Source organism: Acidovorax sp. LjRoot194, assembly GCF_964253015.1.
Taxonomy (GTDB): Bacteria; Pseudomonadota; Gammaproteobacteria; order Burkholderiales; family Burkholderiaceae_C; genus Acidovorax.
Map to the genome: position 1 here is coordinate 121,225 of NZ_CAXUQB020000002.1, position 13,877 is coordinate 135,101.

At 56.0% G+C, this 13,877-nt stretch carries 9 protein-coding genes; 6 read left to right on the forward strand and 3 right to left on the reverse strand.

Features of this window, described 5'->3' with window-relative positions; all coding sequences use genetic code 11:
- Nucleotides 1–3,201 (forward strand): DEAD/DEAH box helicase, encoded by a 3,201-nt coding sequence (locus ACSQ3N_RS26860; protein ID WP_436137190.1) that lies wholly within the window; start codon nt 1–3, stop codon nt 3,199–3,201.
- Here the strand turns inward: ACSQ3N_RS26860 and ACSQ3N_RS26865 are convergent.
- Nucleotides 3,198–3,716, reverse strand: a complete 519-nt coding sequence (locus ACSQ3N_RS26865) for a helix-turn-helix domain-containing protein (protein ID WP_436137191.1) — start codon at nt 3,714–3,716, stop codon at nt 3,198–3,200. The genes ACSQ3N_RS26860 and ACSQ3N_RS26865 overlap by 4 nt on opposite strands.
- A 158-nt stretch (nt 3,717–3,874) precedes the next feature.
- Here ACSQ3N_RS26865 and ACSQ3N_RS26870 point away from each other — a divergent pair, with 158 nt between their 5' ends.
- The 3 genes from ACSQ3N_RS26870 to mobH are packed head-to-tail and all read left to right on the forward strand — an operon-like array spanning nt 3,875 to nt 7,261.
- Nucleotides 3,875–4,123 carry a hypothetical protein gene (locus tag ACSQ3N_RS26870; RefSeq protein WP_436148027.1) on the forward strand — a complete coding sequence of 83 codons (249 nt, stop codon included), beginning with the start codon at nt 3,875–3,877 and terminating at the stop codon, nt 4,121–4,123.
- A 15-nt stretch (nt 4,124–4,138) separates the two neighbouring features.
- A complete protein-coding gene (locus tag ACSQ3N_RS26875; protein WP_436148028.1) occupies nt 4,139–4,597 on the forward strand; it encodes a FlhC family transcriptional regulator in 459 nt (152 codons plus the stop codon).
- Nucleotides 4,598–4,603: 6 nt separating this feature from the next.
- Nucleotides 4,604–7,261, forward strand: a complete 2,658-nt coding sequence (gene mobH, locus ACSQ3N_RS26880) for a MobH family relaxase (RefSeq protein WP_436137194.1) — start codon at nt 4,604–4,606, stop codon at nt 7,259–7,261.
- A 33-nt stretch (nt 7,262–7,294) separates the two neighbouring features.
- On the opposite strand, the gene ACSQ3N_RS26885 is transcribed toward mobH, so the two are convergent.
- Entirely contained in the window at nt 7,295–9,007 is a 1,713-nt protein-coding gene (locus ACSQ3N_RS26885; protein ID WP_436137195.1) for an ATP-dependent helicase, read from the reverse strand.
- Between the two features lie 15 nt (nt 9,008–9,022).
- Complete coding sequence (locus tag ACSQ3N_RS26890; protein WP_436148029.1) at nt 9,023–10,027, reverse strand: hypothetical protein; 1,005 nt, start codon at nt 10,025–10,027, stop codon at nt 9,023–9,025.
- 1,424 nt (nt 10,028–11,451) lie between these two features.
- Between ACSQ3N_RS26890 and ACSQ3N_RS26895 the strand changes: the two genes are divergently transcribed.
- Nucleotides 11,452–12,357, forward strand: coding sequence for a PD-(D/E)XK nuclease-like domain-containing protein (locus ACSQ3N_RS26895; RefSeq protein WP_436137197.1), 906 nt, complete (start codon nt 11,452–11,454; stop codon nt 12,355–12,357).
- Nucleotides 12,358–12,447: 90 nt separating this feature from the next.
- Complete coding sequence (locus tag ACSQ3N_RS26900; RefSeq protein ID WP_436137198.1) at nt 12,448–13,707, forward strand: recombinase RecT; 1,260 nt, start codon at nt 12,448–12,450, stop codon at nt 13,705–13,707.
- Nucleotides 13,708–13,877 lie beyond the last annotated feature (170 nt).

Genomic DNA, 13,877 nt, shown 5'->3' on the forward strand with positions numbered 1-13,877 from the left:
ATGCAGGAAAGCAAAGTGCTGGAATTCTGGCAAGCGGTGGAAGCACTGACTCCGCAAGATGCGTTCCGGGTCAACTCAAGCGACTTGGCCAACCCAGTTTACGGAGTCAACTCAGACTCGTTTGCAAAGTTCCCCTGGGAAAATGAGAAGCACCTCGGAAAGCCCATCGATCAGGATTCGGTATGGGTGTACGAAGCCCAGTGCGGTGTCCATGAGGCGCATGAGCTAGGCCTATGCGTTCTTAAGGCAATGGGCAATGTGCGCACCCACGATGATGAAAACAGAGGCGGAACGTCCCGTGTCTTCGACATACGCTTCGATGCAAGCGGCATGCCCTTGCCGCAATCATTCTCTTTGTCTCTGTCTGCCTGGGCGTCCGGCCAGCTGATCGCTCATGGGGGCGATGTTGAAGCCCTCCTTGCTGGTGGAACTTGGTCCGAGACTCAGCTGCCGGAGCCGGGTTCCGATGCGGCGTGCCCTCAAAGCGGCTTCGACGTGTTTGATCGGGTTTCCATGGGGCTCGTCCAATGGATAGCTGATGAGGTCGCGCAATTTGTTGAAGCCGGTACCCGCCCGACAGTAGCTTGGCTGAGGGAGCTTGTCGATCTGGTTGCAGGCGTAGCTCATCTTCCGCTTGAGCTTTTCGATAGCCGCGCTTTTGTTCGCATCCGGGGCTCGCGGGTGAGGGCCAAAAATGCCAACGAGAAAGGCCAGTTTGTCGAAGGCCTCGGAAGCTTCTACGCATCCGACCTGAAGATGATTGCTGCTGCGATAAAGCGTGGAGATATTGGCGATGGCATGCGACAGTTCATGAGCGCGGGGCAGAGTACCGTGGCCCCGTCGCGAGTGGATGTACGCGATTCAGCAAACAATCCCTACCTTGCAAAAGCGCTCTCCCCAAGCAGGATGCCACGAGGGCGCTGGCCTTCGGACCATGCTCTTGCGTTCAGTCAGCAGTTGGCAGTGAACGAAGTGTTTGCAGAGCTGGGAAACGGTGCTGGGATCTTTGCAGTGAACGGGCCTCCGGGGACGGGAAAAACGACGCTGTTGCGGGATGTGGTGGCATCGGTAGTCGTCAGACGAGCAATGGTGCTGATCGAGCTTGGTGATAAAGCATTCGGTGCGAAATCTGTCGTCAAGCTGGGCGATACGGCTGTTCCTTTCTACCCCCTCAACCCTAAGCTGCACGGATTCTCGATAGTGGTCAGCTCGGCGGGAAACGGTGCCGTCGAAAACGTCACCAGAGAACTGCCAGGTATCGAGGCAGTTCCGACCCGCGTTGCTGCGCAGAAAACGTACTTTCCCGAGATTGCGAAGGCTGTCTCAGGTAAAGACGCATGGGGCTTGATAGCCGCGCCGCTGGGTAACCGTCGCAATAGAACAGACTTTGTATCTCGGTTCTGGTGGGGCGAGAAAGCGACGGCCACCAAGAGTGCAGTGCCGGCGATGCGCGATCACCTCAAGCACCAACTGGGAGATGCTGCAGCAGGCACTCGGTGGGTCAATGCAGTCGCCAAATTCAAGATGGCCGTTAAGGTTGAAAGCGCCCAACGTAAGCGTGTCGAGGCATGCGCTGCTCTGCCAGGGCGGATTGCAGACTCCACCTTGCAGATCCAAGCCACCAAAGTGACCAAAGCGGGGCTCGACAGAGACCTCGCGCATTCCGCGAAAGAGCTTTCTTTCGCCGAAGCCGCGCTCAACAATATGCGTTCGGAGTTCGATAAAGCGCTGGAGCGCAAGCAAGTGGCTCAGGACGCATATGACCGCGCCCATGCGGAGAAGCCGTCGCTGCTAACCAATCTGTGGAGCATGGGCAAAAAGGGCGTGGCCTGGCAAGCAACAGCTCAAATCCATACCTCTGTCCTTCATGCATCAGGTGTGGATTGTTGCCGCCAGCAATCGGACCTGAGCGCAATGGAGGTGCGAGTTGCGCAGTCCAGGATCACCCAGAACATTCACACCCTCAAGCAGGCAACGCAGGATCGGCTGATCGCTCAGCAGCGTGCAGAATGTCAGACCCTCGAAGATGATCTTGATGAGTGCATCCAAGAGTTCGGGAAGGCCTGGCTGGACATAGAAGCGGACAGCAGCGAGCGCGAGCATATCGTCCCTTGGGGTGATGATGAATGGCTGGCTTCTCGTGAGGGTGTGTTCTTGGCGGCGCTCGACGTGCATCGCGCCTTTATCGAAGCAAACCCAGCGCAGATGACTGCCAATCTCGCTCTCGCATGCGATTGGTTGGGCGGTAAGCGTGTCCCTTCCGAGCTGGTAACGCTTGCCCTCGATTCGCTTTGCATTGTCGTGCCAGTGGTGTCAGCCACGTTTGCCTCGATCCCCCGCATGTTTGCCAATGCGCAGCGTGAAGCCATTGGGTATTTGCTAATAGACGAGGCGGGCCAGGCCCAGAGCCCTCATGCGGCGTGCGCCATATGGCGTGCGCGTCGCACTGTGATCGTGGGTGACCCGCTGCAGTTGGAGCCCGTGTTCACGCTGCAATCTGCTGTGGAGTCCGAGCTTGCGCGCCACTTCGCCGTCAAAGAAGACTGGATGCCAAGTTGGCACTCGGCGCAAGCGCTGGCGGATCGTTCCGCGAAGTTGGGAACAATGCTCGGGCAAGAGGGCGACCGCCTGTGGATCGGGAGCCCACTGCGACTACATCGTCGTTGCGCACCGACCATGTTCAACATCAGCAATTCGGTCGCTTACGGGGGGCTGATGGTGTACGCGGGGAAGGGCGATCAGGATCTACCGTGGCCCCGAACAGCATGGCTGGATGTAAAGGCCGGTACTAGCGAAGGACACTGGGTCGATGCAGAGGGGGAGCGCTTGCAAAGCCTGCTGGCTCAATTGCTTGACCTAGGCGTAGGTCGTGACCAAATTGCGATGATTTCCCCATTTCGCGACTGTGCTGCCCGACTGCGCCGGATCGCACGAGTCTACGAAGTCGACCAAGGCAAGGTCGGGACCATCCATACAGCGCAGGGCAAAGAAGCCGACGTTGTCATCCTGGTGCTTGGCGGCGACCCGAGGTCGGACGGGGCGAAGGCATGGGCCGCGTCAAAGCCTAACTTGCTGAACGTAGCTGTATCGCGTGGGAAAAAGCGCCTGTACGTCATTGGGGACGTAGACCTGTGGCGCAAACAGAATCACTTCTCTGTGATGGCTGAAATGCTGCCGACAGAGGCGATGGAGGCTGTTTAGGTCTTTGAGCCCAGTTCGGGGCTCGGAGGGGCGGGAAGCTCATCATCGAGCTCCATCGGCGCAGTCAGAATATCTTGGAAGTCGGTAGCGCGGGAAAGCTCTTCCCGCATGACTGCCGCACGCTTTAGGGCTGCATGCTCTCCGGCTTCGACGCTCCGCAGGATGAAGCCGCGCGACAGAACCAGATACTTCTCGGGGTCGAGATGACGTAGGGCTTCGAGAGATTCGCAAAGCTTTTCCAATACGCCATCGCTGGTGCTGTAGCGCTGCTCAGGAACGAGACTCACTAGCATCGGCCCTTTGCCTGTGAGCAACCAGCTCACGTTGAGCCCCTTTTCGCAAGCCACGGTAAGGATCAGCCCGCCTGGTGCGTTCAAGCCGATCTCGTACTTGCGAAGAACACCGATGTTGACACCCAGCAACGAGGCCATCTCTGCCTGCGTTTTTTCCAAGCTGCGGCGCCACTCACGTAAGCGTTCTCCGATGGCTTTTGTTACTAGTTTAGGGTTTTCCACAAGGTCAATCGTACCTATTTGCAATGTTCTTTTGTTGCAAGAGTGCAAAAAGTGTTGATTTCCAGCGCTTTACGGTACACTAGCCGCAACAGGTTGTAAAAAGAAGAGGTTCCATTGTGACAACAAAAGACGTAGCTGCCATCAACAGAATGTTCCTCATGAATGCCCAGAATCTTGCCCGCAACGGCAGCGAGGCCCTGGCCTCTATGGTGACTGGTCTTAAAGAGCCGATGCTCAAGAGAATTGCCGTAATGAGCCTGGAGGAGATCGACAAGCTCTCATCCGTATTGCCAATCACGGTTTTCACGATGCGCCTGGATGAATCTTCGATGGAACAGGTCTTCAATGCCCCCACGGCTCTCGCCGGGGCTCTGAGTGTCACGCATCTGGCCCTCTCCGGCCGCTGAACTTTCCCAATAGTCATGGTGATCGCAAAACTGGAGCAGATGCTCCTGGCTCGGGACTTGATTCAAGCAAAGCTCAGACTGTCGATAGTCGCTGCTTTGACTGGTGTCACCCAAGAGCCACTGCGAAAGATGTGGAAAGAACTCCACGGGGAAAGATCACCAAATGGCAAGTTGCCTGAGTCTGCATTGTCCTTCGTGAACAACGTGCAGATGGTGTCTAACCTGTCAGCGATAGTTTTGCTTCACCAAAAGCTGCACAAGACCAAAGAGTTAACGCCCACTACTTTGCTTGCGACCTGGAACACGCACGTGGCACTGCTTGGTCCCATCGACATAAATGCCGCCTATTACGTCTTGAGAGACGTGCGCTCAAATATGCTGACCGTCATGCAATGTAGCAGATGCGAAGTCAGTTACATCTACGACCGTGAACTCAGCCTGACGTCACGCTGCCCATACTGCAAAGGCGAGTGATGCTTCATGCAATGGATCAAAAACCTCTTTGCTCCCAAGGCGCCCACGTCGAGTGCGGCCATACCTCTTTCCGCAGCCTTTGAAATAGAGGTTCCACGCTACCCCCCTTTCATGAAGGGCCTGCCGGTAGTGGAGCCAGAAAAGCTGCTCGCTTCCCAAGCTGAGATCCTTGCCCAGTACAAGCGAAGCGTCATTGTCGACGCCGAGCAGTACGAAAAGCACTACATGGGAGCGCTGCGCCGCTTCGCCTCCTACGCTCATTTGGTGCCAGCTTCCCAGGCCCATCACCACCGGGGGGCAGGGGGCCTGCTCCGACACTCTATGGAGGTGGCTCTTGGGGCTCTACAAGGCGCCGACAAGATGTTGCTCAATGTCGGCAAGACACCCGCACAACGCCGCGCCATTGAACCCCGTTGGCAGCTCACAGCATTTCTCGCTGGGCTGTGCCATGACGTTGGCAAACCTGCCACCGATATAACGATCATCAACAGTGACCGCAACCGGACCTGGAAGCCGCTCACCGAGGATCTGTACGTCTGGGCCAAGCAGGCCAAGATCAACTCTTACTTCATCGACTGGAAGGCTGGGCGCGGCAAGCAGCACATTGCGCTTTCGAACCTGATCGCTGAGAGGATCATTGGCCCAGAGTCCTTGCAGTGGATCGAGGAGGGCGGGACCGACCTGGTGGTTTGGCTGATGGAAGCACTCAACGGAAGTCCGGGAGCTGCCAACCCGCTGTATGACCTGGTGATCCGAGCTGACCAATCCAGTGTTGAGCGGGACTTGAAGTCGATGGGCGTTGCAATGGCTGGCTATGAGGTCGGGGTGCCCGTCGAGCGCCATCTGACAGACATAATGCGGCGCCTCATTAAAGAAGGCGTCTGGCAGATCAATGAGCCCAGCGCGCGAGTCTGGAACATTGAGGGCGGGATCTACCTCGTGTGGCCTGCAGCAGGCGAAGAGATAGCGCGCAAGGTTCGTGAGGACGGCGTGCCAGGGTTCCCGCGCACCCACGACGGCATTCTCGACATGCTGCGGGAGCGTGGGCTTGCTTTCATACGCGAGGGGGAGGGCGACCGCTTCTGGAAGATTGCCCCAGCAGTGCTTGAGGCAAAAATTCCAAACATCGCGTTGCATTGCATTCGGCTGCGCGACGACACGCTGATTTCATCGGTTCCTATTCCGGTGGTCGCGGGCAAACTTCGAAACGGTGAAGATGAGGCTCCTGTTGAAGAGGATGCTTCGACGGGACGAGGCGCGCTGAATTTGCTGGCGCCTGTCCAGGTGCAGGTAGCCGCGGAGACTGCAGCTGGTGCACCGCAGATCCAGGCGAGTCCAGATGCAGAAGCTCTGGCGCAGCACACCTCAGGATCTGCGGAAGCAATTATCTCGGCTCATCAGTCGCAGGGGGCTCTTGAATCAGAGGCAGCGCGGATCGTGAAGCCAGCGCTCGCAGAATTTATTGTTGATCAGGCAACTGGCGAGATCCTCGGCATCAAGCCTGGTGACCCGACAGCAAAAAAACAGCCCAGTCTGCGCGAGCTGCCGGCAGGCGAAGTTTCCGAAGCGAAGCTGGCGATTTCCAAGCCCTCGGGGCTCAAGATCAAGTTGACTGCGGGAACAGCTGCGGATGAGGGTGCGGGACCTGCCCCGAAACTGGAAACCCCGGCATTGCCAATTGAAGACGCTGGACCAGTCGGGGCTCCGAGGCCAAAGAAGGCTCGCAAGAAGAAGGATTACTCGAAGGAGCCCGAGCTTAAATTCACGGGCTCTGTTGGTGAGTTGTTCCTCGCGCTGGCCGATGATCTCAAGACTGGGGTCAAGAAGTGGGGTCTTGACGTCCGGGTGGACGACGAGGAGATGGTCTTGCTGCGCTGGCCTGCGTCTTTTGCCAACTATGGGTTATCGGGCAAAAATATCCTGGACGAATGCACCAAGAACGAATGGATCTGGGTAGACCGGGACACTCCGGCCGTAAGGCTGGTGGACTCCACGTTTGGCGGTGAGGACTGCAAGGCGCTGAGGTTAATGCCCGAGCCTGGTGACGCACTTCTATTTCATGCGAGATACAAGCCTGATGTGCACGGTGGACCGGCAGTGAAGATGGTTGCTCCACCCTCAAAGGAGGCCGAGTATGCCGATCCTGAACCTGTATTGAAGCCACATTCCGAAGCAGCAGAGCAAGAGAAAGCCTCCATTCGATCAAAGGAGAAAGCTCCTCAGGAAGGGCATGCAAAGCGAGCAGATTTAGGAAGTCAATCGAAGGTCGCGAAACCGCAAGGGGCTGAGCTTGACACATCTAGCAAGCACGCCAAAGAACGGACCGGCAGGGCAAGACAGGATAGCGCTGCGGAAACAAGGGTCAAGGCCAAAGGCGACGTTGCGGTTGAGGTTGAAAAAACCGCAGCAGCGAGTCCTCAACCGACAACCACAGTGGATGCCGGCACCGACGGCCGGGTGGCTGCGTTGCTCAGTGCTTTGGCTTCGTGCCCACAAATAAAAATGGAAGAAGGCTGGCGCTACGTGGATCGCGGAGACCTCAAAAGGATCGCGTTGGAGACAGGTGCCGCAAAGGACCGCAAAGACCTGAATTTGCTGATTGAGGAAAACGCCAAGACATTGCAGGTCAAAGGTTCAACCTTGCGCTACCAGATCGCTACCTGAGAGGAATTGGATTGGACGACTTCGGCGGGCGATCTAAAGCCCTGCCTCCTCAATGAAGCGTGACTCCATTCCTTCTTCCATGGCGCTGGAGATGACGAGGCGGGACCGTGCGCGAGTCATCCCAACGTACATCAGGCGGCGCTCTTCCTCTTCCGTTGCGTCCGTGTGAGGCAAATTCCCTTCTTCGCAGCCGACGATCCACACGTTGTCGAATTCCAGCCCCTTGGAGGAGTGGAGAGTGATGAGGTGCACGGTCTCCGGATCTTGCTCTTCTTCCTTGCCCTGAGCGCGCTGCAGGCGCTCTAGGCGCTGCGCTAGGGAGCCCTTGACGCCGCGTTCTGTGAGGTTGGCTTTCACCGCGTCGAGCATGTTCTTAAGCCCCTCTCGGGAGTTGTCGCGCACAAAGTCGATGACGCCACATATCGCGAGATTCACTCGACCCATGTCAGCCTGGTAACGCCAAGAAATTATGCCTTCTCGGAGCGCGTGTATCTTCTTCCTGGCGTGGTCGTCAGGAGCGGAGTCAAGTGCCAGGCCGAGCTTGTGCATGCAATCGCCACGCTGGGTATTGAAAGTGCTCAGCCAAGAGATTGAAAGGCCGCAGTGAGCCAAGCACTGGCTGGCTCCTGTCCACGAATTCGCGTTGAGGGATCGGAGTAGGGCAAGAACGACTGCCCCGATACCGTGTTCCCAGAAGCTCTTACCTCCGCTGCGCTTGGTCGGGATGCCGACGCTGTTGAGGCTCATTTCAACTGAGTCAAGCATCGTGTTGGTGCGGGCAAGCACTGCCCACTGCCCTCGGACCTCGTAAGCGTTGAGCTTCTCGCCAATGGACTTGGTTTCATCATGACGGGTTGCAAGGCGGCATACGATGATTTCACCGTTGACCTCTTTGTGGGCCTTGATGTTCTTGTTGGCGCGATCCTGGTTGTGACGGATGAGCTTTGCCGCGTGGTCCAGGATATTTGGTGCGCAACGGTAGTTGACTGGCAGCGTCAGTTCGACCGAATTGAGTGCAGTTGAAACAGCGACCAATCCCTTGTATCCGAGCGCCATGCGAAATGAATAAAGGCTCTGGTCATCATCCCCGACGAGGGTAACTTCGGTGCCGTTGCCGGCGTGGGAAAGAATCCATTCCTTCTGGATCAGATCCATATCCTGGCTTTCGTCCACCAGGAGCCATTTGCATGGAAGTGGGGGAATGTGTCCATCACGCATTCCACGCGCCGAGCGCAGCAGAATGTCTGAGAAGTCCATCATGTTGTCAGCAGCCAGCGCCTGCTCGTAGGCACGGAACGCCAACTCTATGCCGTGGTTCTCGAAGACGTGACCGTCGATCACAGTCTTGGCTATGTCGATTTCCTTGAGAAGCTCCTCATAGGTGGTCTTGGCGGCAAATGACTTCCAGCAGCCTTTGAGGATTGCGTGTCGCTCGCCCTCATTGATTAGCCGTGGCATCTTCCCATGGTTGACGCGGCGCTCTTGCTCAAGGGCGAGGGAGTGGAAAGTTCCAATGGCCAGTCGGCGGGCGTGCTCTTGGCCGCAGGACTGAACGATGCGACTGCGGAGCTCATTGGCAGCATCGCGCGTGAAAGTGACGGCGCACAGCCGACCAATCTCGTTCGAGTTGATCAGGTGTGCAGCACGGGTGGAGAGAACGCGGGTTTTGCCAGAGCCAGGACAGGCCAGAACTGTAAGGTGCCCCGGAGTTGTGACGGCCCGCGATTGAAACGGATTGAGTTCCAACGGATCTGCAAATCTTTATGCGGCTTCAGTCGCGACGTGTTCCGTGCTATCGGCTTGAACCGCTTGGGTTTCGCCGGCGCCGTCCGTCGTTTCCAGAGTAGAAGTTGAAGGGGCGTTCGCAACGTTAGGGTCGAGCACGGTGCCCACGCGTGGGTCGGTCGCGTCGCGAGCCCCGGCACGTTGAGAAGATGCCTGCGCGCGGTAAACCAGGGTGCGCACACGGTTGACCAGGCGCATGATTTGGCGCTTAGTCTCGAAAGGCACTTGGCTGCGCGAGCGATCAGGAACCAACTTCATGAGCCACAGCTTGTCGAGGAGTGCGCACAGGCTGTCCAGCTCGGTAAGCAGCGCATGGAAGCGGTATTCGCGCGGAGACAGGATTTTCAGCAGAAATTCCTTGGGCTTCGTGTACTCGATCTCCACGCTGTCCATGTCAATGCCGTGCAAATCAGCGGTGGCATTGAGGCGGACAGACGTGGCCTTGATGGACTTCAGGCATTCCTCCATGAGGCGGTCAACCTCGGCATCTACGACCACGCACTGATCTTCCGGTTTGAAGTTGCGCATGGTCTCGGACAGCGTGATCATCGCTTCGGACCAGTTCTTGCCGGTGCGTTCCAGCACGTCTTGTGCATGATGGCTTTGCAGCACAAGCTTCTTGGTCATGAAGACAATCGACTGGTTGTCGCGTTGACGAAGCTGGCGCTCAGAACGCTCGATGTACCACGGCGTTCTTTCCTTCTTCGGCGCATTGGCTTCTGCGGGTTTTTGAGCAGGAGCTTTTTTGACTTCTTGCACGGCGGGCTCGGCCGCTGCGACAGATGCCTCGCCAGTGGCAGGTGCGCCCTCTTTCTTGGCCTTGGGTTTCTTCGCCTGAGGCTTCGCTGCCTCCGCAACGGGGGCTGCGCCGTCGGCGACTGCGAGTGATGGGTTCAATGCATCCGCTTGTGATGCAGCAATATCGTTGGGCATAGCCGCCATAAATACCTCCAAAAAAGTGTGGGACAACGGTGAATTCATGGTAGCCATCGCGTACTAGCGAAACACCCTCGAAAAGCACGCAAAATCGGCACCTTTCGAACCCCTGCAAACTTTTTGAAAAAAACGATGTTGTGCTGCTTGACTTGCGCTCAGCGGTCTCGGTAATATCGAGGCTCCTTAGAGTGATGCGCGTAATGCCTTCCTCTTCAATGCAGAGCTGGTCTTCATCAACATACCCAGTAGTTGTGCTTCGTGCTCAACCAGTCGGCTTCAAGCTGTCTGTGAATTCATAAACTTGAACGCCCCGCGCGTTCCTTGATGCAAAAGCATCTTTTTGGAGCGAGGCTCCCAACCCCCACACTGCGGGAAATTGCAGTTGGATTGGGCGCCGTATAAGACCTGAACTCTCTCCCGTTGGGATTGAGCTGGGCTACACGCTGCAATCTGTGCCTCTTTGGCATCTACCTAACTGAAGAGTTGACCCCAGAAGGGCTTCTCTTCCCGCCCTGCGTGATGCAGGCCGGTATTTTCACACTCGATAAAAACTGACGCCGTATTGGAGTCTGAGTTTTGTCGCGTGTGCAGAACATTGTTCAACCATCCTGGTTGTGCAGTGCAAGTCCTCACTATGTGAGGTTTTCAACATCCTTGGGATACATCAATCCCAAGGGGATTGGTGTGCTCAAGGGTTTTCCTTTGGAGTTCATCATGATCGTTGTTGCTGCTTGCTGTGCTATTGGTGGTGTGTTGTACAAAACTGGTTTCGTGACAGCAATTGCTGACATGATCAGTTAATCAAATTGAAAGCCATTCCCTAACTTCGGTTGGGGAGTGGTTTTCCATTTTGTGGTCACCCCGTAGGCCAGAGAGTTTTCCTTTTGAAAGCTCTGTGGCCTGCGGGGTGCCACTGACAAATTTTTGTCATGTAGCACTCGTGGGTTCATCAACCTTCGAGGAGTCTTCATGTCTGTAGCTATTTTTTCCATGTGTGTGTTTGCTGCTCTCGTCATCGCCAAGCCCGTTATCGCTACGAAGCGCAGGGTCTGGGGTTAAGGAGCAATCGAATTATGGGTTACCAACACACTTTGCAGCGAATCTTCAATGCCGTCTCTTTCCGCGATGCAGGCACTCTGCACAACACTTTGCGTGAGCAGGGAAACACCGTTTCCCCGCAAACGCGTAAGCAAGTGCAGGACGCTCTGCGAGCGGCCGGAATGGTTCAGAAAAAAGCTGCGTAGGATCAACCCGCCGCTGCCTCAGTGCAGTGGCGGGAATCTTCTAAATGCCCTCTGGTTGAGGTCATCTAAAAGATTTGTCCATCCCTCGGTAATCGAGCGATGTCAAAGTGGTTAGCTGCCCCGCCGCAAGGCAAAAAGCATTCGCAATCACGAAAGTGATTTTTTCAACCCTCAAGGGGCACCACGCCCTCTGGGGGAATGGTGTCTCCGTAAAAGGAGATCCCAATGAAAGATCTGGAAAACTTCATCGCTCTTCCTGCTCAGGAATCGATGAAAGAGGTTGAGGTGTTCATTGATATTCCAGCTACGGAATACCATTCGGACCCAGATGTAGTGGGGCACTCTGCCTTGCTGCGAATTCTGCGTTCGCCAGAACACTTCAAGCACTACACAACCGCACCCTTCAATCCCACGCCGACCCTCAAGTTCGGCACAGCACTACATTGCGCATACCTTGAGCCTGAGCGATTTTCTACCCACTACAAAGTGGCTCCGAAACTCGACCGGCGCACCAAGCAAGGCAAAGTGGAAGCTGAGGAATGGGAAAAACTCATGGCCGACACTGGCTGCGAGTTGATCGACGCGGAGGACATGGCGGCTGTCAATGCCATCTTGTCAAAGCTCAACCTTCATGCAAGAGCTGCATCCCTGAAGATCAAAGCGGTCACGGAAAAAAGCTACTTCTGGACGGACGATGAAACGGGCATCATGTGCCGCATTCGTTGCGATCTCATCGTTATTGATGAGGACGGAAGAATAGTTGCCATCGTGGATTTGAAGACCACGACGGACGCGTCAAAAGATGAGTTCAAGCGCTCTATTGGAACGTACGGATATGACGTACAGGCTGCTTTCTATTCGGATGCAGTTGAGCGTGCAATTGGACGCTCAGTGCCCTTTTACTTCCTCTGTGTCGAGTCGGCCGCACCTCATGGTGTAGCTCTCTACAGGATGGGCCAAAAGAGCATTGAGGTAGGCCGTACCAAGTACCGAATGGCCCTGCAATTGCTGCAGTGGTGTCGGGAAAATGATAGTTGGCCAGGATATCAACCTTTCGGTGAGGAAGAGGAGATCGACCTTAGCGAATGGAATATTCGACAAGCTCAAAGTCAGATCGGTTTGACAGCCTGACGATGAGCGGCATTTTTTGATAATTTAAACCCAAGCGGGGGACCACCCCCGTAATGGGAAGGTGTCTCCGCGTCAAACAGGAGTTTCACCATGAGCCAAACACTTTTGCACATCCGCAGAAACGCAGCCCAGGCGTCCCAGCCCTTGGCAGCACTCAACAACATCCCCTTTCCCGACCTGCTGGAGCAAAGCCGTGAGGCAGTGCTCAAGGCTCTTCCCAAGCATCTGGGTGTCGAACGCATCATGCGTATCGCTCTCACAGCATTTCGGAGAAATCCGGCGTTGGAAGGGTGTACGCCCCTGAGCTTGCTGGCTTCCGTGATCCAGGCCTCCCAGTTGGGGCTTGAAATCGGGCAGAACGGCGAAGCATTCTTGGTCCCCTACGGCGAAGAATGCCAGTTGATCCCAGGCTACAAAGGCTTGATGAAACTGGTTCGTCAGTCTGGATACGTCCAGGACATTTATGCCCAGGAAGTGCGTCAATCCGATCTGTTCAAAATGTCTTTTGGACTGAATCGGGAACTGATCCATGAGCCTCTTTGTCACGACGGCGGGTTTCCCGCCACCGATGATGAACGGGGTGAGGTGATCGGGTTCTACGCGGTAGCAGTGTTGCCGACAGGCTTGCGCACATTTGTCGCCATGAGCATTCACCAGATCAACAAGATCCGGAATGAAAGCCGTGGGTACCAATCTGCACTCGCCAAAGGCAAAGCGACCCCATGGATCGACCAGTATGTAGCCATGGGCCTTAAAACGGCACTTCGCTCACTTTGCGGGAAGCTCCCCATGTCCAGTGACATGCACACAGCATTGGCATTGGACACGGCTGCAAACCTTGGCGTCAGCCAGGGGTTGACGCTGAGTCAGGCCGCTGACGGGGCTTACGAGCCACCGCCGTTCCAAGCTGCTTACGAAAGTCAGCAGATGGCTGCAAGAAGCGAGGCTGGTCCACCAGCAGCTGCTCCAGCCCAGGCCAGACAGGCTGCAGGACCGCGCCCAAGCTTTGTTCCACGCCCATCGGCTAGGCAAGCTCAAGCACCGGTTCAAGGCCGTGATCCCGCCGAGCAAGCGACCGCACCTGAGGAGTCGCCGGCACCTGTGCAAGCGAAGTCTTCACCGCCAGCTCCAGCTCCAGCCCCAGCACCGAGGACTGCCACGAAACAGCAAAAGGCACCGTCGCCTTTGCAAGAAGTGAAGTCCAAGATGGAAAAGGCTAAGCAAGAGAAGGAACTCAACGAGTTGTATCTGGAAGGGCAGAAGCTCTGTTCAGGCCGCGACATCGACGAGTTGAACTTCTGGTACGAGACCGCTCTGCGGCGCTTCGAAGATTCCAACCGGTTGATTTGAAGCTTTTAAACACCCCAGCCTCGGCTGGGTGTGTTTTTCAGTGAGCACTGAAAAGTGCTCAGCGAAAAGCACAGTTTTATCTTCCAGTCGTAATGACTGAAAGTAAAAGAGGACGCCACCTCAAGACACTTGGCACTTATATCAACCCACTGGGGGCTTGCACTCCCGTG